The 18189-nt window shown below is 72.0% G+C and carries 20 protein-coding genes; 9 read left to right on the top strand and 11 right to left on the bottom strand.

Annotated elements, in window-relative coordinates:
- Nucleotides 1-2: 2 nt before the first annotated feature.
- From ACTFAP_RS02980 to ACTFAP_RS02965, 4 genes are all read right to left on the bottom strand, one after another.
- Nucleotides 3-425: a lasso peptide biosynthesis B2 protein gene (locus tag ACTFAP_RS02980; RefSeq protein WP_500468157.1), complete on the bottom strand. Its 423-nt coding sequence runs from the start codon at nt 423-425 to the stop codon at nt 3-5.
- Nucleotides 422-712, bottom strand: coding sequence for a PqqD family peptide modification chaperone (locus tag ACTFAP_RS02975; protein WP_500468156.1), 291 nt, complete (start codon nt 710-712; stop codon nt 422-424). The genes ACTFAP_RS02980 and ACTFAP_RS02975 overlap by 4 nt, the downstream gene beginning before the upstream one ends.
- Nucleotides 696-2411 carry an asparagine synthase-related protein gene (locus ACTFAP_RS02970; RefSeq protein WP_500468155.1) on the bottom strand — a complete coding sequence of 572 codons (1716 nt, stop codon included), beginning with the start codon at nt 2409-2411 and terminating at the stop codon, nt 696-698. The genes ACTFAP_RS02975 and ACTFAP_RS02970 overlap by 17 nt, the downstream gene beginning before the upstream one ends.
- Nucleotides 2412-2604: 193 nt before the next feature.
- On the bottom strand, nt 2605-2724 hold the full coding sequence (locus ACTFAP_RS02965; protein WP_500468154.1) for a lasso RiPP family leader peptide-containing protein: 120 nt from the start codon (nt 2722-2724) through the stop codon (nt 2605-2607).
- A gap of 201 nt (nt 2725-2925) precedes the next feature.
- Here ACTFAP_RS02965 and ACTFAP_RS02960 point away from each other — a divergent pair, with 201 nt between their 5' ends.
- Entirely contained in the window at nt 2926-4302 is a 1377-nt protein-coding gene (locus ACTFAP_RS02960; RefSeq protein ID WP_500468153.1) for an NsdA family TPR-like regulatory protein, read from the top strand.
- Between the two features lie 6 nt (nt 4303-4308).
- Here the strand turns inward: ACTFAP_RS02960 and ACTFAP_RS02955 are convergent, their stop codons facing one another.
- Nucleotides 4309-4518: a hypothetical protein gene (locus ACTFAP_RS02955; RefSeq protein WP_495683343.1), complete on the bottom strand. Its 210-nt coding sequence runs from the start codon at nt 4516-4518 to the stop codon at nt 4309-4311.
- Between the two features lie 234 nt (nt 4519-4752).
- Nucleotides 4753-5205 (bottom strand): MarR family transcriptional regulator, encoded by a 453-nt coding sequence (locus tag ACTFAP_RS02950; protein WP_495683342.1) that lies wholly within the window; start codon nt 5203-5205, stop codon nt 4753-4755.
- Nucleotides 5206-5260: 55 nt separating this feature from the next.
- Here ACTFAP_RS02950 and ACTFAP_RS02945 point away from each other — a divergent pair, with 55 nt between their 5' ends.
- The 6 genes from ACTFAP_RS02945 (at nt 5261) to urtE (ending at nt 11160) form a co-directional block, all read left to right on the top strand.
- Complete coding sequence (locus ACTFAP_RS02945; RefSeq protein WP_500468152.1) at nt 5261-6355, top strand: substrate-binding domain-containing protein; 1095 nt, start codon at nt 5261-5263, stop codon at nt 6353-6355.
- Nucleotides 6356-6511: 156 nt separating this feature from the next.
- Nucleotides 6512-7762: an urea ABC transporter substrate-binding protein gene (urtA, locus tag ACTFAP_RS02940; RefSeq protein ID WP_500468151.1), complete on the top strand. Its 1251-nt coding sequence runs from the start codon at nt 6512-6514 to the stop codon at nt 7760-7762.
- Complete coding sequence (urtB, locus tag ACTFAP_RS02935; RefSeq protein WP_500468150.1) at nt 7759-8655, top strand: urea ABC transporter permease subunit UrtB; 897 nt, start codon at nt 7759-7761, stop codon at nt 8653-8655. The genes urtA and urtB overlap by 4 nt, the downstream gene beginning before the upstream one ends.
- Nucleotides 8652-9713: an urea ABC transporter permease subunit UrtC gene (urtC, locus tag ACTFAP_RS02930; protein ID WP_390119997.1), complete on the top strand. Its 1062-nt coding sequence runs from the start codon at nt 8652-8654 to the stop codon at nt 9711-9713. The genes urtB and urtC overlap by 4 nt, the downstream gene beginning before the upstream one ends.
- On the top strand, nt 9710-10468 hold the full coding sequence (urtD, locus tag ACTFAP_RS02925; protein WP_500468148.1) for an urea ABC transporter ATP-binding protein UrtD: 759 nt from the start codon (nt 9710-9712) through the stop codon (nt 10466-10468). Before urtC ends, urtD begins: the two co-directional genes overlap by 4 nt.
- Nucleotides 10468-11160, top strand: coding sequence for an urea ABC transporter ATP-binding subunit UrtE (gene urtE / locus ACTFAP_RS02920; protein ID WP_400012635.1), 693 nt, complete (start codon nt 10468-10470; stop codon nt 11158-11160). Before urtD ends, urtE begins: the two co-directional genes overlap by 1 nt.
- A 39-nt stretch (nt 11161-11199) precedes the next feature.
- Here urtE and ACTFAP_RS02915 read toward each other — a convergent pair whose 3' ends face one another.
- Together ACTFAP_RS02915 and ACTFAP_RS02910 are read right to left on the bottom strand one after the other, a co-directional pair.
- A complete protein-coding gene (locus ACTFAP_RS02915; RefSeq protein ID WP_500468147.1) occupies nt 11200-12999 on the bottom strand; it encodes a VanW family protein in 1800 nt (599 codons plus the stop codon).
- An 84-nt stretch (nt 13000-13083) separates the two neighbouring features.
- Nucleotides 13084-13545: an ATP-binding protein gene (locus tag ACTFAP_RS02910; RefSeq protein ID WP_390119988.1), complete on the bottom strand. Its 462-nt coding sequence runs from the start codon at nt 13543-13545 to the stop codon at nt 13084-13086.
- A gap of 226 nt (nt 13546-13771) precedes the next feature.
- Here ACTFAP_RS02910 and ACTFAP_RS02905 point away from each other — a divergent pair, with 226 nt between their 5' ends.
- On the top strand, nt 13772-14629 hold the full coding sequence (locus ACTFAP_RS02905) for a Sco1979 family transcriptional regulator (protein ID WP_390119985.1): 858 nt from the start codon (nt 13772-13774) through the stop codon (nt 14627-14629).
- A 3-nt stretch (nt 14630-14632) separates the two neighbouring features.
- Entirely contained in the window at nt 14633-14890 is a 258-nt protein-coding gene (locus ACTFAP_RS02900; RefSeq protein WP_400012632.1) for a DUF397 domain-containing protein, read from the top strand.
- Between the two features lie 218 nt (nt 14891-15108).
- Here the strand turns inward: ACTFAP_RS02900 and ACTFAP_RS02895 are convergent, their stop codons facing one another.
- The 3 genes from ACTFAP_RS02895 to ACTFAP_RS02885 all read right to left on the bottom strand — a co-directional run bounded on the left by ACTFAP_RS02895 (nt 15109) and on the right by ACTFAP_RS02885 (nt 18189).
- On the bottom strand, nt 15109-15819 hold the full coding sequence (locus ACTFAP_RS02895; RefSeq protein ID WP_500468146.1) for an SDR family NAD(P)-dependent oxidoreductase: 711 nt from the start codon (nt 15817-15819) through the stop codon (nt 15109-15111).
- A 74-nt stretch (nt 15820-15893) separates the two neighbouring features.
- Nucleotides 15894-17186, bottom strand: coding sequence for a flavin-containing monooxygenase (locus ACTFAP_RS02890; RefSeq protein WP_500468145.1), 1293 nt, complete (start codon nt 17184-17186; stop codon nt 15894-15896).
- A 64-nt stretch (nt 17187-17250) separates the two neighbouring features.
- The gene (locus ACTFAP_RS02885; RefSeq protein ID WP_500468143.1) at nt 17251-18189 is read right to left on the bottom strand and encodes a LysR family transcriptional regulator; all 939 of its coding nucleotides are present in this window, start codon (nt 18187-18189) and stop codon (nt 17251-17253) included.

Raw genomic sequence — 18189 nt, 5'->3', positions numbered from 1 at the left:
GGTCAGATGGACAGGGCGGTGTGGTGGTGCCATCCGCCGGTGGTGTACTCGCCCACCGGACCGTGCCCGGGGACTTCGGCCCAGGCGTGGTAGGCGACCGGCGGCGGCGCGAAGCGGGCACCCAGACACCAGGTGAGGCGCCGCCCCAGCAGCGCCGCCGCCAGCACCGCGCCCAGACTGGTTTCCATGCAGGCGATACGGACCGGCCACCGCCGCCCGCTGTACCGGGCCGCCTCGACCAGGGTTTCGCCGGCGGCCGGGGTGAGTGAGCGGCGGCCGACGACCCGGGCGCAGCGCACGGCGCGGGCGGTCCACCGGAAGGGCAGGCGCAGCAGCACCAGGGCGAGGAGGAGGCCGGCGCGGGCGGCGCAGCGTTCGGCGAGGGTGCCGGTGCGGATGGTGCGGTAGGTCTCGGTGGTGGTCACCGCGACCACCACCAGGAGCGGCGCGGCCGGGGGTTCGTGGTGGCGATGCCGGCCGCCACCAGGGCGTCGGCCACGGTGGTGATGTCGGCGGTGGCGTGGTCGGTGGTCAGTCCGTAGCGGGTGGCGTACTGGCGGGCGGCCTGCTCCATGGTGGTGCAGGCACACAGGGCCATGACTGCCGCTGCGGCGGTCGGTACGAGATGAGTCCAGCGGCCGGATCGTTCGTCCAGGATCGCGCCGCCATCATCGGTCAGGACAGGGTGCACGCGGTCACGCAGCTGCCACATGGCGAGCCTCCCACCAGTCGGTGTGCTGTTCGAGCTGGCGCAGCCACACCTCAGTGGCCACGGCCAGGTGCAGGGAGCCGTGCGGCGCGCGCTGGCCGGCGAGGGAGCGGCGAATCACGTCGGCGACGGGTTCGGGGGTGATCAGCCCGAGTGCCCCTAAGCGGGACGCCGGGCCCAGGAGGTGAGAGATCGTGGCGGCGTTGCGCTGGAGGCCGGCGTGTGAGACGCCGTTGAAGATGCCCTTCGTGCGCCGCTGCAGAACGAAGTCGGGTACGGGCCCGTTGGGAAACGCAGCGGCCACCAGCGCCTTGTACGTCCCTGGGGTGGCGCGTTGTTCGGGCGGCACGGACAGGCAGGCGCGGATCACCTCGTTCTCTAGGTACGGGTGTGCGAGTTCCACGCCGTGCGGGTCGGCCAGGGCCTGCCATCCCGCGATGTCCGTTCCCAGGCTGGCGATGTCCTGGCGGTCCAGCCACGTGACCAGCTGGGCGGGGTGATCGTCGGTGTGGTCGGCGGCGTCATCGAGCGCCTGGGCCAGGGCGTTGCGGGCGGCCCCGGTCATCCAATCTGCCGTGGCCAGCTTCGGCGTCCAGATGTAGGACGCCTGCGGGTTGTGCGCCCACGGTGGTGCCGGGCGCCGGAGTTCGGCAGCGTGCTGGCGCCAGCAGCCGGCCAGGGTGAGGCGGGAGGAGGGCCGGGCGCGGCCCAGGATCGTCCACAGGGAGGTGTGCGCGACGCGGGCGCGCGCCTGCGCGTGGGAGAGGGCAGTGCGGTAGGCGCGGCGGCGCAGCAGATCGGCGATGTACGCGCCGGGCGCGGACAGCACGGTGTCGCCAGCGGTGCCGGCGAAGTGCACAGCACCGGCCGGGATCGCGGTGAGGTTGGCACGCTTCATGCGGGCGGTGACCGTGTAGGCGGTCGGGGCGTCGGTGGCCGGCAGACCCGGGAGGTCGTTCAGCCCGCTGTAGTAGAGGGTGCGGTCGTCGCCCTCGACCACCCGGTGGTTGAGACCGACGGCGGCTGCGGTGCGGTGCGCGTAGTCGATGTCGTCGTTACGCAGCAGGGTGTGGGTGTGGGTGATGGCCCGGATGGTGGTGTGCTGGGCGGCCAGGCACACCAGGGTGGTGGAGTCCACACCGGCGAGGTCGGCGGAGACGGGCCGACCGTCGATGCGGGCGGCTACGGCCAGGGACAGCGCCGCCCGGACCGCCGGAGCGCCGTCGGGCAGGCTGACCGGGTCGTACTCGGTGGGCTCGTACCGGTCGGTGCGCGGCACCCCGTCCTCGATGAGGAGGAGGTGGCCGCCGGGCACGCGGCGCACCTCGCGGGACAGCGACCGGTCGGCGAGGACGTCGGGTTGCCCGAACGCGAGGCGCGCGGCCAGGGCGAGCGGATCGACGGGGGCGTCATCGAGGGCGGCCAGGGCTATGGCGGAGGTGCCCCACCACGCGCGGCCCTCCAGCATCCGCCAGTACACCGGGTGCTGCGTGGCCAGGTCCCCGATGACTGCCCACGTGGTCCCGGTGCGGGCGATCGTGAGGGAGGAGCCTGGCCAGGTGGTGAGTTCGCGCCACCGTTTCGCGCGCACCGCCGCCAGCGACCGCCGCAGCTGGCCGTCTGTAGCCCCGCACGCCCCGATCACCGCCAGGGCGGCACTGTCGCTCTCCACGGCCCGCACCGCGTCTTTCGCCCAGCCCACGGACCATGCTCCGGGCAAGCCCGGCACTTCCCGGCCCGCACACGGGCGGGTTACCGCGCCGCTGCGCCCTGGGATCGTTCCTGCACACCACCGCATCGTGCTGCCCTTCCTTCTTGCTGGGTGGAATGAGAAGGCCGGGGCCCAGCCTGGGTTCGCCAGGCCGAGCCCCGGCCCATGCCGGCGTCGTCGGACGTCAGTCGTTCTCGTCCTTGACGTAGTTGCTCTCGTCGGCGGTGTCGAAGTTCTTGTTGCCGAGCGTCACCTCAGTGACACGGCCGGCGTCCTCGACCACAGGCGGGGTGTAAGCATCCATCGGGCTACCTCCTCATCTGATCCGGTTCCCCCAGCGGAACCGCTCGGGGTGCTCCCACCATCGCGCCCCGCCGGCCGCAGCGGAACCGCCCGCCTGTGCCCGCGCTATGCCCAGGTGTTACCACGTTCGGCAAACGCGGGTAGGGAAACCTGCGGGAGCGGGACCATAGGCTCACCGGACGGCTTCATCGGGGAGATCACCGTGGGCGTGGGCGTTGACGAGTTGGATGTACACCCGCTGGCTTACCTACTGCGCGCCAACCGCTGGTCGGCCCTGCAATACCTCACGCGCCTGGACGCGATGCACCAGCACCTTGGATTCGGTGCGCTGACAGTCAAAGACCGCAAGCGGGTCACCCGCTGGATTCGGCACGGTGTCGTGCCCGAGCACACGGTCCAGTTGGCGATGGCAGCCATCCACCGTGTGCCGAAGGCAGAAGTCACCGCCCGCTCGTGGCCCCACTGGCTGACCCTGGCGTGCGTCAGCAATCAGGACCTCCTCAACGCCCCGTGGAACCCGCACACCGCCACCCAGCTCCTTGACTATGTCGCCACCGTGGGAGGCCAGATGGACCGCAGAGCATTCCTGGTCGTCGGGGGTCTGGCCCCCGTACTCGCCCAGGCCGCCACCGCACCCACCGCCACCGCCACCGCCACCGCCGGACGCCGCATCGGCGCCGACGTCCCCGAACTCTTCGAAAAGAGCCTGGCCCTGCTCCGCCGCCAGGACGACCAATTCGGCAGCGGCCAAGTCCACACCGCCGCCCGCGCACAACTACGCCTGATCACCCACACCCTCGCGGACGCCTCCTACACCGAAGCGGTCAGCCGCCGCCTCTACTCGTGCGCTGCCGAAGCCGCCCGTATCTGCGGCTGGACCGCCTACGACTCCGGCCGCCACGCCCTGGCCGAAGAGTTCTACGTCACCGCCCTGCGGGCTGCCGCATCCGCCGGCGACCCGGTCGTCACCGCCAACACCCTGGCCTTCTGGGCGATCCAGCGCTACTCGACCGGCGACCCACACGGCGCCGCCGACCTCACCAACCACGCCCTCACCCACGGCCGCACCGTCGGCTCCCCGCGCCTGCGGGCGATGCTCCACGCCCGCGCCGCCCGCGCCCACGCCAAGGCCGGCGACCACCGCGCCAGCGCACGTTCCCAGAACGCCGCCATCGACGCCTACGACCGCACCCGTAGCCAAGACCCGGCCGAAGAACCCGACTGCGTCTACTGGGTGAACCTCGGCGAACTCCGGATGCTTTCCGGATCCTGCGCCCTCAACCTCGGCCGGCCCGCTGACGCGCTGAGACAGTTCGAGGCCGCGACCGCCGAACTCCGCGACGCCTACCGCGAAGACGCCTTCCCCCGAGGTGCGGCAATCTATCTGGCCAGGGAAGCGGAGGCACGCATTGCCCTGGACGACCTCGACGGCGCGGTGGACACCGCACACCGCGCCGTCACCCACATGGGAGGCGTCACCTCCGCCCGAGGCAGCAGCACACTTACCGACCTGCGATCCAAGTTGGTCGGCCACCACCAGGTGCCGGTGGTGGCGGACTTCCTCGACCGTACGGCCTGACCCGCATCACCGTGCCTCCTTCCTCGCCCGCACCCACACGATGTGCCGGGCGATCGCGGCCGGCGAGTATCCGTAGCACCGGCTTTCGATGGCGATGTCGTCGGCGAGGGGCGGGGCGGCCCCCAGGTCGGTGTAGGAGAGGTAGCCGCTGCGGGGGTGGCCGACGGCCGGCAGCACCATCTCCGGTCGGCCCCCGGGCAGCACCTGAACGGCCACCGCCCGCTCCAGCAGGCACAGATCAGCCGGCCGCGCGCGGAAGTAGGAGGCGGCGGCCCCCCGCGGGCAACACCACGGCGGTCACCGCCCCGACTGCGGACTCATCCAGCCTCCATCGCGGCCGCGTACATCTACAGCTGCCCGCCGCACTGGAGGTAGCGGCCGATGTCGGCCGGCTGACCGTACCGCCCTGCCCCGCCCGTCACCGGCGGCCCCGGGCCGGGCGGCCCGCGCTCAGGTACCGGCCGGGAGCCTGCGGGCGGAGGAGTCGCCGACCTCCTCGAGACGGGTGATCAGGCGGGCCAGCAGGGCGGTGAGCACCTCCTCGTCCCCGTCACCGCCCGGCAGTTCGGGGCCGTCCGCGCGCACCAGGCCGTCCAGCCGCCGCCAGTGCTCGGTGCCGCGCGGGGTCAGCGCGGCCAGCACCCGCCGCCGGTCCAGCGGGTCCACCCGGCGGTGCACCAGACCCTCGTCCACCAGCTGATCCACCAGCCGGGTCAGGGTGGGCGGCGGCAGCAGCACCCGCTCGGCGATCGCCGTCATGCCGTGCCCCTCGCCGTCCGCCAGCAGCGACAGGACCCGCCAGGCGTCCACCGTGCAGCCCGTGCCCTCCAGCACGGCACGCAGCCGGCGGACCGCGAGCCGTTCGGCACGGGTGAGCAGCGTGGCCAGATCGTCAGCGGGCATCTCGCTCCTCGGGCCGCGGGAACGACCATCCTACAAACCGCGTCATGATGGCCGGGTGACGTACCGGGAACAGCTCGCCCCCGCCGCCACCGGCACCCTCGGCGTCGCCCTGGTCGTGCCGCGGCAGGGCCCGGCCGGGATCTTCGGGCCGGGCTGCGAACTGTGCGCCCAGCTCGCCGCCGAGGAGGTCAACGCGGCCGGCGGCGTCATGGGACGCGCGCTGCGGCTGATCACCGTGGACGGCGGCGCGCCACCGCACCGGGTGGCGGCCGAGGTATGCGCCCTCATCGAGGCGGGCGCCGTGCAGGGCGTCACCGGCTGGCACATCTCCTCGGTGCGCCGGGCCCTCGCCCCGCGGATCGGGCACCGGGTCCCGTACGTCTACACCGCCCTGTACGAGGGCGGCGAGAACACCACCGGCGTCTACCTCACCAGCGAGACCCCCGGCGGCCAGCTGCGGCCCGCCATGCGGCTGCTGGCCGCCGAACGCCGGGTGCGCCGCTGGTACGTGGTCGGCAACGACTACGTCTGGCCCCGGCACACCGCCCGGGCCGCCCACCGCTACGCCCGCGAGTCGGGGACGGTGATCTGCGGCGAGAGCTATCTTCCGCTGGGCACCGACGACTTCGCGGCCCCCCTGCGCGCGATCGAGCGCAGCGAGGCGGACGCCGTGCTGATGCTGCTGGTGGGCAGTGACGCGGTGCGGTTCAACCGGGCCTTCGGGGCCGCCGCCCTGGACCAGCGGGCGCTGCGGCTGTCCACCCTGATGGACGAGAACATGCTGGTCGCCTCCGGGGTGGCCGGCACCCGGAACCTGTCCGCGACGGCCGGCTTCTTCGGGGCACTGGCCACCGCCGACACCCTGGACTTCCACGGCCGGTACGCGGGACGTTTCGGCCCGGCGGCCCCGGCGCCCAGCAGCCTGGGGGAGTCCTGTTACGAGGGGGTGCTGCTGCTGGCGGCGCTGATCGCGCGGGCCGGGTCCTGGGATGTCCCGGCGATCGAGGGCACGGCGCAGGAGGTCAGTTACGAGGGCGCCCGGGGCATCCTGCGGCTGACCGGCCGTCATGTACGGCAGCGCATCTATCTCGCGGAGGCGGACGGCCTGGACTTCCGGGTGACCGGCGACCTGGACGCCTGGACCCGCTGACGACCCATTAATACTTCCGGACGGAAGTATTAATGAACGTGACATTCCCCGGAAACGGCTCCCTCCAAAGCTGTGGCATGCCCTCGCCGGGCGGCGCTGCCCGGCGGCAACTTCCGATCGTGCAGGCCCTTCCGCAAGGGCCGAGGAGGAACCGCGATGCCCACAGCCCGGGGATACCGTCTGGCCTCATGCGTTCTCGCCCTGGCCACCGCCGCCGCGCTCAGCGGCTGCGGCGCCCGTACCGGGGACGAGGACACGGCCCCAGGGGCCGCCACCATCGACACCTCGGGCGACACCATCAAGGTGGGCCTGCTCAACTCGCTCTCCGGCACCATGGCCATCAGCGAGGTGACCGTGCGCGACGCCATCCTCCTGGCCATCGAGGAGATCAACGCGGACGGCGGCGTCCTCGGCAAGCAGATCGAGCCCATCGGCGAGGACGGCGCCTCCGACTGGCCCACCTTCGCCGAGAAGGCCGGCAAGCTCATCCAGCAGGACCAGGTCGCCGCCGTCTTCGGCTGCTGGACCTCGGCCAGCCGCAAGGCCGTGCTCCCCGTCTTCGAACAGCACGGCGCGCTGCTCTTCTACCCCGTGCAGTACGAGGGCCTCGAACAGTCGCCCAACATCTTCTACACCGGTGCCACCACCAACCAGCAGATCGTGCCCGCCCTGGAGTACCTGCGCGAACAGGGCGTCGCCTCGCTCTACCTCGTCGGCAGCGACTACGTCTTCCCCCGCACCGCCAACAAGATCATCGAGGCCTACGCCGAGGCCCACGGCATCGAGATCCTCGGCGAGGACTACGCCCCCCTGGGCTCCACCGAGTTCGCCACCATCGCCAACAAGGTCGAGGCGTCCGGCGCCGACGCCGTCTTCAACACCCTCAACGGCGACAGCAACGTCTCCTTCTTCAAGGAGTACGACGCGGCCGGCCTCACCGCCGACACCATGCCCGTGCTGTCCGTCTCCATCGCCGAGGAAGAGGTCAAGGGCATCGGTACCCAGTACCTCACCGGCCAGCTGACCTCCTGGAACTACTACCAGACCACCGAGTCCCCGGCGAATGAGGCGTTCGTCGCCGCCTACCAGGAGAAGTACGGCGCCGACCGGCCCACCTCCGACCCGATGGAGGCCGCCTACACCTCCGTCCACCTGTGGAAGGAGATGGTCGAGGAGGCCGGCTCCTTCGAGGTCGCCGACGTGCGCGCCGCCGCCGACGGCATCACCTTCGACGCCCCCGAGGGAACCGTCACCGTCGACGGCGAGACCCAGCACCTCCACAAGACCAACCGCATCGGCCGCATCGAGGCCGACGGCACCATCTCGGAGATCTGGTCCTCCGAGCAGCCCATCAAGCCCGACCCCTACCTCAAGGAGTACGACTGGGCCGAGGGCCTGGCCCGATGACCGTCATCCTCAGCCAGTCCTTCACCGGCATCAGCATCGGCGCCGTCCTGCTGCTGATCGCCCTCGGACTCTCCCTCACCTTCGGTCAGATGGGGGTGATTAATATGGCTCATGGTGAATTCATAGCATCTGGGGCATACACCACTTATGTCCTGCAACAGCACCTGACGGACGCCGGAACCTCGCTGCTGCTCGCCCTCCCGGCCGCCTTCGCGGTGGCCGGGGCCCTGGGCGTCCTCCTCGAATGGGCCCTGATCCGGCGGCTGTACACCCGCCCCCTGGACACCCTCCTGGTCACCTGGGGCGTCTCCCTGCTGCTCCAGCAACTCGCCCGCGACATCTTCGGCGCCCCCAACGTGCAGACCAGGGCGCCCGAATGGCTCACCGGACGCATCACCCTGTTCGGCGGCGAGCATCCGCTCACCCTCTCCCACGCCCGGCTGTTCATCCTCACCCTGGCCCTGACCGCCGTCGTCGCCCTCACCCTGACCCTGCGCCGCACCCCGCTCGGCCGCCGGATCCGCGCCGTCGTCCAGCACCGCGAACTCGCCGAGGCCTCCGGCATCGCCACCGCCCGCGTCGACCGGCTCACCTTCTTCATCGGGTCCGGACTGGCCGGCGTCGCGGGCGTCGCCCTCACCCTCATCGGCCCGATCGGCCCCACCATGGGCACCAACATCATCATCGACGCCTTCCTGGTGGTCGTCGTCGGCGGCATCGGCCGGCTGCGCGGCGCCGTCATCGCCGCCTTCGCCCTGGGCGTGCTGCAAGCGGTCGTCGAGTACTCCACCACCGTCTCACTCGCCAAGGTCACGGTGCTCGTCGCCATCGTGGCCTTCCTCCAGTGGCGGCCCCAGGGCATCTCCACCGTACGCACCCGGAGCCTGGCATGACCGACACCCGATCCCGCGTCCTCACCCTGGCCGGCTTCGCGCTCACCGCCGCGCTGCTGTTCGCCGTCGCCCCGGCCGTCCTCTCGGACTTCCGGCTCTCCCTGCTCGCCCGCTACCTCTGCTTCGCCATCGTCGCCGTGGGCATCGCCCTCGCCTGGGGACGCGGCGGCATGCTCACCCTGGGCCAGGGCCTGTTCTTCGGCCTGGGCGGCTACGCCATGGCCATGCACCTCAAGCTCGCCGACGCCGGGCCAGGCGCCGTGCCCGACTTCATGCTGCTGTACGGGAGCGGCGGCGAACTCCCCTGGTGGTGGGAGCCGTTCCGCAACCCGCTGTTCGCGCTCGCCGCCGTGCTCGTGCTCCCGATGGCCACCGCGGCCCTCATCGGCTTCCTCGTCTTCCGGCGCCGGGTGCGCGGCGCCTACTTCGCGATCCTCAGCCAGGCCCTGGCCGCCGCCTTCGCCATCCTGCTCATCGGCCAGCAGGCCACCACCGGCGGCACCAACGGACTCACCAACTTCCAGGGCTTCTTCGGCTTCGCCCTCGCCGACCCGCTCAACAAGCGGATGGTGTACTTCGTCATCGCCGGAACGCTGCTCGCCGTGCTGCTCCTCACCCGCCAGCTGTTCCGCTCCCGGTACGGAGAACTGCTGGTAGCCGTACGGGACTCCGAGGAACGCGTCCGGTTCCTCGGCTACGACCCGGCCCGGGTCAAACTCGCCGCCTACACCCTGTCCGCCGGCATGGCCGGGCTGGCCGGCGCGCTGTTCGTCCCGGCGGTCGGCATCATCTCCCCAGCGCTGATCGGCATCGTGCCCTCCATCCAGTTCGTCATCGGCGCCGCCATCGGCGGGCGCGCCTCGCTCGCCGGGGCCGCGCTCGGCGCCATCGCCGTCGCCTGGGCCCAGACCACTCTGTCCGAGGAATTCCCCGCCGCCTGGACGTACTTCCAGGCCGGCCTGTTCATCGTCGTCATCGCCTTCCTGCCCGGCGGCCTCGCCTCGCTGCGGCAGCTGCTCACCCGCCGCCGCACCCGTACGGAGGGAACCCCCGCGTGAACGCACCGCTGACCATCCGCGACCTGCGGGTCACCTTCGACGGCTTCACCGCCGTCGACGGCGTCGACCTCGACATCCGCCCCGGGGACCTGCGCTTCCTCATCGGCCCCAACGGAGCCGGCAAGACCACCCTGGTGGACGCCGTCACCGGACTCGCCCCCGCCACCGGCTCGGTCCGCTTCGGCGACCACGAACTGCTCGGCCGCCCCGTCCACCGCATCGCCCGGCTCGGCATCGGCCGCACCTTCCAGACCGCCACCGTCTTCGAACAGCTCACCGTGCTGCAGAACCTGGACATCGCCGCCGGCGCCGGCCGGCCCGTCCGCACCCTGCTGCGGCAGCGCCGGAACATCCCCGACGAGGTGGCCGACGCCCTGGAGACCACCGGGCTCACCGCCCACCGCGACCGGCCCGCCGGAGAACTCGCCCACGGCCAGAAGCAGTGGCTGGAGATCGGCATGCTGCTGGTGCAGAACGTGCGGCTGCTGCTCCTGGACGAGCCGGTCGCCGGCATGAGCCACGCCGAACGCGAGGCCACCGGCGCCCTCCTGCGGCGCATCGCGGCCGACCGCACCGTCGTCGTCATCGAACACGACATGGACTTCCTGCGGGCCGTCGCCCACAGCGTCACGGTGCTGCACGCGGGCCGGGTGCTCAGCGAGGGCACCGTGGCCGAGGTCCGGGCCGATCCCCGGGTCCAGGAGGTCTATCTCGGCGAGCCGGTGGTCACCGCACCGGCGGGAAGCGAGGCGTGATGCTGCGCATCGAGGAACTGGCGGCCGGCTACGACCGCAGCCGCGTCCTGCACGGCGTGAGCCTGGAGGTCCCCGAGGACGGGGTGGCCGCCGTCCTCGGCCACAACGGGGCCGGCAAGTCCACCCTGCTGCGCGCGGCGCTCGGCCTGCTGCGGCCCATGGCCGGGCGGGTGTGGTTCGAGGGCGAGGACATCACCCGGCTCCCCGCCCACCGGCGGGTACGGCGCGGCATGGCGTACGTCCCGCAGGGTCAGCAGAGCTTCCCGCAGCTGACCGCGATGGAGAATCTGCGGCTGGTCGCCGACGGCCGCGGGGACGGCCGGGCGGCGCTGGCCGAGGCGCTGGACCTCTTCCCCGCGCTGCGGACGCTCGGCACCCGCCGCGCCGGACTGCTCTCCGGCGGCCAGCGCCAGCAACTGGCCATCGCCCGCGCCCTGATCACCCGCCCCCGGCTGCTGCTGCTGGACGAGCCCACCGAAGGCATCCAGCCCTCCGTCGTCGCCGACATCCAGCGCACCGTCATCGAGCTGAGCGGCCGCGGCGGTCTGTCCGTCCTGCTGGTGGAGCAGCACGTGGGCTTCGCCCTGCGCGCCGCCCAGCGCTACTACGTCCTGGAGGCCGGCCGGATCACCTCCTCGGGCTCCGGGGAGGACGGCGCGGAGGAGACGGTACGGGAGGCCCTGCGGGTGTGAGGACCGCTGACCGGGGGCCGGCGCCCCCGGTCCGGCGGTTCAGTCCTCGCAGACCACCTCGTCGCGCGGGACGTACGTCGTGTTGTACGTCTCGCGCCCGGCCTCCGAACCGCCGTTGACGAAGATCCGGGTCACCTCCACGTCGAAGCCCTCCAGCGGCGGCTGCGGGACGCACTCGTCGCCCTCCGCGCCTTCCCGGCTGCCCGGCTCCTGCACGTTGGTGCGCGGGCCGGTCTCCGAGCGGACCTCGTCGTAGCGCTTGGTGCCCAGGAAGGTGATGGTCACCGAGGTGTCGGTGGAGGAGGCGAGGATGTAGATGGTGTTGCCCGAGTCGTTGAGGAAGCGCAGATCCAGGCTGCCCCAGGCGACGGTGGCCTCCCGGCCCTCCGGATAGCGCTCGATGTAGAACGAGTGCGCGCCGTACTCCACCGGCTTGACCCCGGCGAAGAACATCGCGTTGAACATGGTGGTGGCCACCGCCGAGACCCCGCCGCCCTGCGCGGTGGTGTACTGGTCGTCGAGGATGATGATCCCCTCGACGAAGCCGTTCTCCTCGGTGCGCTCGCCGACCGTGCGGTTGAAGCTCCACTCGTCGCCCGGCGCCACCACCGAGCCGTTGATCAGCTCGGCGGCCCGCCCGATGTTGGTGATCCGGTACGGAGCGGCGTCGAAGTTCACGGTGAAGGAGGACATCTCTTCCACGATGCCCAGGTCCTTGTAGTTCGCCGGGCTGATGGTGGGCTCCACCTCCTCGGTGGCCACCGGCGCGGTACGGGCGGCCTCACCGGTCGCGAACAGCAGCGGCTCCACCGCCGGGCCGATGGCCTCCCGGCTGACCGTGGAGCCCACGCTGCCGGGGCTCGCCGCCACCACGTCGCCGCCGTCCAGCCGCAGCGTGGCCTCCACCGGCTCGGTCTCCACCGCCGCGACCGCCGCGTCGAGACGTTCGTCGGAGCCCAGCGCCGCGCCGTCGAACTCCGGCAGCAGGGCGCCGGAACCGTCGGCGGACAGGGTGAGGTGGTCGCCGATGAGCTCGGGGGAGATGGTCAGGGTCCGCTCGCCCGCGGTGAGCAGGACGGGGCCCGACACGGCCGGTTCGGCGAACTCCTCCAGGGCCTGTTCGATCTCCGCCTGCCCCGTGAGCGGCTCGGCGCGGGTCACCGGCAGCGGCACCGGCTGCGCGCCGTCGCCGGTGGGGGCCGGGAAGCCCTCGCGCAGCCGGCCCAGTGAGCCCTCCACGTCCAGCGCCACCCCGGCGCGCGGCCGGGTGACCTCGGGCTCCCCCTCGGAGAAGGTGATGGCGCCCTCGCGGACCGTGCTGTCCGAGTCCTCCGCCAGCTCGGTGAGCGCGGCCCGGCCCTGCTCCTCGTCCTGGTGCACCAGCAGCTCGATCTCGCCGCCGCCGCGCCCCAGGAGGCGGTCCAGCAGGGACGGGTCGGCGACCTGGGCGACGGTCGCCTCGAAGTCGAGCGAGAGCCCGGCCTCGGCGGGCGCCAGCTCATGCACGTCGGCCTCGGAGGAGTCCGCGTCGGCGTCCTCGTCCGCTCCCTCGCCGATGACGACGGTCAGCGGTGCCTCACCCAGCGCGCCCAGCTCACGTTCCAGCTTCTCGCGCGCCTCCTGCGCGGAGAGCCCGCCGATGTCCACGCCCTGCACGGTGGTGCCCTCGGCGATGCCGTCGCCCATCAGCAGATACCCGGTGGCCCCGGCGGACGCCAGCGCGAGGAACGCCACGCCGCTGATCAGCACCGGCCGGGGAACGGCCGCGAGCCGACGCCCGATGCCCCGCCGGTGCACCGTGGGGGGCTGGGCCGGCGGCGGGGGTATGGAGTACGACACGGATCTCCCCGATGGCTGCTGCGGACGGGGCCCTGGGTGAGGCCACTGACGCCAGGGACACTAGCAAAACGTCCCGGCTGCGAATCAGGGGGCGATTTCCGCCCAGACCGTACATCCGGCGCCCTGGTCCGGAGAGATCACACCCCACCGGGTGGCCATCGCGTCCAGCAGCAGCAGCCCGCGCCCGCCCTCGGCGTCCGGATCCGCCGGACAGCAGCGCGGCGCACAGGGGTCGATGCCGGGCCCCTGGTCGGCGACCTCGATCCGCACCTGGAATCCGCGGCGCTCGATCCGGCACACGATGCGCTCGCTGTCCGTGTGCAGCAGGGCGTTGGTGACCAGCTCGGAGATGACCAGGCGCGCGGTGTCGATCAGGTCGCGCGGCACCCCCCAGCCGCTCAGCCGGTGCCGCACGACCTCCCGCGCGGCGGCGACCGAGGCCGGACGGGACGGCAGCTCGAATCTCTCTCCCGGCGGGTCCGCCAGGGGTGCGGCGGGGAACGGGTGGGATACCGGGAGCGGCGTCGTGCGGGGGGATGAGAACACGAGCGGGTGCGCCTTCCATGGAACCGGGGCCAGCGTGAGCCGGGTCACGTGTTCACTATGAGCGCTGATGTGCGCAGAGCGCAAGGGGAGTTCTGCGATTCGCAGAACGCGAAGCGATCTCTGTCGATGCCATTACCGCTGTGGCACACTTACGCCCTGAGGGCCGGGACCGGTCGCATTGCGTACACCAACAAGGCGTGGCTGACAGGGCGCTGGAGGAGACACCGTGGCGGAAGCGCGCTCGGGGCCGACCGTGGGACAGATCGTCCTCGGTCTGCGCCTCCGGGATCTGCGTGAGCGAGCCGGCTGCACCTTCGCGGACGCCGCCGGGGCGCTGAGCGTCAACACCACCACCGTGCGGCGCATGGAGAAGGCCGAGGTCGGCCTCAAGCCGCTGTACGTGAAGGCGCTGCTGGAGCGGTACGGGGTCGGCGGCGCGGAGGCGGACGCCTTTCTCACCCTGGTCGAGGAGGCCAACCAGCCCGGCTGGTGGCACAACTTCCGCGACGTGCTGCCCGACTGGTTCAGCCTCTACGTCTCCCTGGAGGGCGAGGCCCGCCTCATCAGGTCCTACGAACCGCACTGTGTTCCCGGACTGCTGCAGACCCCCGCCTACGCCCGCGAACTGCTGCGGACCGGCTTCCCACACGGCAGCGAGGAGGAACTGGACCGCCGGGTCGCGCTGCGCATGGAGCGCGCGGACCTGCTCACCCGCGCCAGGCCGCCGCTGGTGTGGGCGGTCATGGAGGAACACGTACTGCGCAGACGGCTGCCGGATCCGGCCGTCATGCGGGAGCAGATCGACCATCTGCTCAAGATCACGTCCCTGCCGAACGTGACGCTACAGATCATGCCGTTCAGTGCCGGGCCCCACCCCGGCATGTTCGGGCCCTTCCAGCTGTTCCGGTTCGAGATCCCGGAGCTGCCGGACATCATCTACACCGAGAGCCTCACCGGCGCGGTGTACCACGATGAACGCCCCGACACCATCGCCTATCTGGAGGTGCTGGACCGCATGGGCGCGCAGGCCGCGTCTGTACAGGACACCGTGGCCATCCTCGGTGAGATTCGCAAGGAGCTGTGACTCATGGGTATATCGCCCCCTCCTCCCCCCCACATCTACAACGGGATGCCCGCCAAGGAACTCGGCAACGCGGGCTGGCGCAAGCCCTGGAGCGGTACCAATGGCGGCAACTGCGTGGAAGCCATGAAGCTGGCCGACGGCCGGGTGGCCCTGCGTCAGTCCACCGACCCCGAGGGCCCGGCGCTGATCTACACCCCGCACGAGATCGAGACCTTCATCCGTGGCGCCAAGCACGGCGAGGCGGACTTCCTGCTGACGTGAACCACCCGCGGGGGTGCGGCAGCCGCGGCACCCCCGCCGGTGTGACCGGTCCGGGCCGCCACGGTCCGGACCGGACGGCCGGGTGAGGTCCGGCCGGACCGCACAACGGCAGCCGCCCGCGCGGGGGAGCAGACCGCCCGCCCCACGCGGCGCGCCCGGGGCGCGCCGCACGCCGTGAGCCGTACCTCGTGAGGCGCGGCAGGCTCAAGCGGTAAGCGTCACCGCATGACGCTGCCGCCCGCGATCACCAGCGACTCGCCGGTCACGTAGCCGCCGTGCACCAGCGCCCACACCCAGTCGGCGATCTCCTCGGGACGGGCCACCCGCCGCAGCGGGATGCCCTCCGCCACGTCCGCCATCCGTCCGGTCGCCGCGTTGCCCGGGGTGTCCACCCAGCCCGGAGCGACGGCGTTCACCGTGATGTTGTCCGGTGCCAGCTCGATGGCGAGGGACTTGGTGAGCGAGACCACGGCCGCCTTCGACGCGCTGTACAGCAACTGCCCGGGGGAGACCGCGAAGGCGTCCACCGAGGCGAAGTTCACCACCGCGCCGCCGCCCGCCGCCGCGAGCAGCGGGGTGGTCACGGCCGTCACATTCAGCGTGCCGAGCACGTTCACGTCGAAGATCCGCCGGTACAGCTCCTCGGTGAAGTCATCGAGCCGGGTGGGCGGGTAGACGCCGGCGGCGTTGACCACGGCCCGCAGCGAGGCGGTGCCCAGCGCCCCGACCAGGCCCTGCTGGAGCCCGGCCCGGTCGGTGACGTCGGCGGCCAGCGGGATGAACGACTCGCCGACCTCGCGCGCGCCCTCGGCCAGCGCGGCGGCGTCCCGGTCCACGGCCAGCACCTGCCAGCCCCCGGCGGCGAACCGCCGTGCCACCGACTGCCCCATGCCGCTGGCGGCGCCGGTTACCAGTACGGTCCTGTCCACGGTGCTCTCCCTCGTGTTCGTGTTCGTACCTGTATGCGTGTGGGTCGTCGCTGTCGTGCGCGTTGTGTCGTGGTTCACCGGATCCCCCGCGCGTGCGCGCCGCGTTCGAGGTCGTCCAGGAAGCGGTTGACCCGCCGCATCTGCTCGCTCCACACCGGCCGCAGGATGTCGATCCGGTCATCGGCGCCGAACCGGCGCTCCAGGATGTCCGGCAGCGGCCGGGCGAGCCGGCCCGAGAGCCGGTCGGTCAGCGTGATCAGCCGGGCGACCAGCCGCGACTGCGCGGAGAACACCGGGAACTGCGGCCCGCGCGGGCTCGCCAGACCGACGAAGTACAGCCCCCGCACCCCGGTCGGTACGGTCAGTCCCGCCGTGCGCAACGGTGCCCCGCCCTGCCAGGTCAGCAGCTCGGTCGACAGGAACGGCAGGCTCACCCGGAAGCCGGTGGCCCACAGCACCGTGTCGTACTCACGCCGGGTGCCGTCCGTGAAGCGCACCGTGCGGCCCTCGATGGCCTCGATGCCGGGCCGGACCGCGATCCGGCCGTGCTGGATCCAGTACAGCAGCAGTTCGTTGACCACCGGCAGCTGCTCGTTGAGGTTCTCGGTGGCCGGGGCGGGCAGCCCCGGGTAGCGCTCGGCCGTGCCCACCGAGATCTTCACCAGGGTCCTGGTCACCCGCTCGGCGAGGCGGCCCGGCAGCCGGGGCACCAGCGGCAGTTCGTTGCGCGGGCGCCCGAAGAACGTCTTGGGCTGGAACACATGGCCGTTGCGCACCGAGATGTCGGTGCGCAGCCGGGCGTTGGCCGCGTCCACCGCCAGATCGCAGCCCGAGTTGCCCGAGCCGACGACCAGAACCCGCCCGCCGTCGATGTCCCCGGTGTTGCGGTACTCGCCGGAGTGCAGCGAACGGCCCGCGAAGTCGGCGGCGGCCTTGGGCAGTTTCGGGTCCCAGTGGTGGCCGTTGGCGACCACCACGGCGTCGTACGCCCGCTCCGTCCCGTCCGCCGTGCGCACCAGCCAGCCCGGGCCGTCCGGTTCGCGTTCCACCGCGGTGATCTCGGTATCGAGGGTGATGTGCGGGCGCAGCCCTTCCCGGTCGGCGAAGTCCTCCAGGTAGTCCCGTACCTGGTCCCGGCTGGGGAAGAGCGGATAGTCGGCGGGCATCGGCGCGCCCTCGAAGCCCGAACTGCCGCGCGGTGTGATCAGGTGCAGCGCCTCGTAGTCGGTGTGCCAGTGGCCGCCCACACGCCCGGTGCGTTCGAAGCAGTCCACCTCCAGGCCCTCGGCCCGCAGCACCCGCAGCGCTTCGAGCCCGGCGGCCCCGGCGCCGATGACGCACACCCGCTGTCGGTGATTGGTTCCCATGTGCGGAGTATCACGACAGCGGCCATCTCCGGTAAATGCTTGATTTACAGCACCACCGATAGCCTCAGCCTTGGGCCAGGCCGCGCTTCGCGCGCCGCTGGAGGGCCGCGATGTGCTTGTGCGCGATCTTCATGAACATCCGGGTGGCCGGCGAGAGCGCTCCGCCGGAGCGGGTGATGAAGGCGAAGTGTTCCTCCACGGGCGGGTCCAGCTGGGCCCAGTGCAGGCGCCGCGTGTACCCCTGGGAGCGGGCCACCAGATAGGACACCAGGGAGTCGCCGACCCCGTGCGCGGCCAGCTCCACCGCGTGCGTCTGGAACTCCACCTCGGCATAGGGGCGCAGCGTCACCCCCGCCCGCTGGGCGCGTTCGGTCAGGGCCCGGCGCAGCGGGTCCTCGTCCTCCCAGCGGGCCTCGGAGAGCACCAGCGGGGCGGCGGCCAGCGCCTCGATGCCGACCGGCACGCGGGCCCGCTCCGGGTCGGCGCTGACGTACACCACGGTGTCGGTGAGCACCGGCGCCCCGACCGAGAGGCCGTGGTCCTTGATCGGCAGCTGGACCAGGCCCGCCTCCAGCTCCCCGCCGCGCACCGCGTCGGCGACCTCGGCGGAGTTCAGCCCGACCACCCGCACCAGCACCTGCGGGTACTGCTCGTGAAAGTCGCGGATGAGCGGGGTGAGCAGATACAGGTGCGCGCTGTTGAAGGCGCCGAAGGAGACGGTGCCGCCGGACAGGGTGCGCACCTCGCGCACCGCCTGTCCCAGTTCGCGGACGCCGGCCAGGGTGCGCTCGGCGTGCGGCAGCAGCGTGCGGCCGGCGTCGGTGAGCTGCAGGCGGCGGTTGGTGCGGGTGAACAGCACCACACCCAGCGTGTGCTCCAGGCGTCTGATCTGCTCGGACAGGCTCGGCTGGGCGATGTGCAGGGCATCGGCCGCGGCGGAGAAGGAGCCATGGCTGACCGCCGCGAGAAAGTAGCTCAACTGCATCAGGGTCGGCTGTGCCAT

The sequence above is a fragment of the Streptomyces sp. PH9007 genome, assembly GCF_059813725.1.
Note: the sequence above shows the minus strand (reverse complement) of the source record. Positions and strands in the feature narration are given on the sequence as shown.

Excerpts from the sequence above, each read along its gene's own strand:
- urtA (WP_500468151.1), top strand. The coding sequence starts at position 6,512 with ATGCCCACAGCCCGGGGATACCGTCTGGCCTCATGCGTTCTCGCCCTG.
- ACTFAP_RS02965 (WP_500468154.1), bottom strand. The coding sequence starts at position 2,724 with ATGGATGCTTACACCCCGCCTGTGGTCGAGGACGCCGGCCGTGTCACT.
- urtB (WP_500468150.1), top strand. The coding sequence starts at position 7,759 with ATGACCGTCATCCTCAGCCAGTCCTTCACCGGCATCAGCATCGGCGCC.
- ACTFAP_RS02975 (WP_500468156.1), bottom strand. The coding sequence starts at position 712 with ATGTGGCAGCTGCGTGACCGCGTGCACCCTGTCCTGACCGATGATGGC.
- ACTFAP_RS02885 (WP_500468143.1), bottom strand. The coding sequence starts at position 18,189 with ATGGCACAGCCGACCCTGATGCAGTTGAGCTACTTTCTCGCGGCGGTC.
- ACTFAP_RS02890 (WP_500468145.1), bottom strand. The coding sequence starts at position 17,186 with ATGGGAACCAATCACCGACAGCGGGTGTGCGTCATCGGCGCCGGGGCC.
- ACTFAP_RS02950 (WP_495683342.1), bottom strand. The coding sequence starts at position 5,205 with ATGCCCGCTGACGATCTGGCCACGCTGCTCACCCGTGCCGAACGGCTC.
- urtC (WP_390119997.1), top strand. The coding sequence starts at position 8,652 with ATGACCGACACCCGATCCCGCGTCCTCACCCTGGCCGGCTTCGCGCTC.
- urtE (WP_400012635.1), top strand. The coding sequence starts at position 10,468 with ATGCTGCGCATCGAGGAACTGGCGGCCGGCTACGACCGCAGCCGCGTC.
- ACTFAP_RS02900 (WP_400012632.1), top strand. The coding sequence starts at position 14,633 with ATGGGTATATCGCCCCCTCCTCCCCCCCACATCTACAACGGGATGCCC.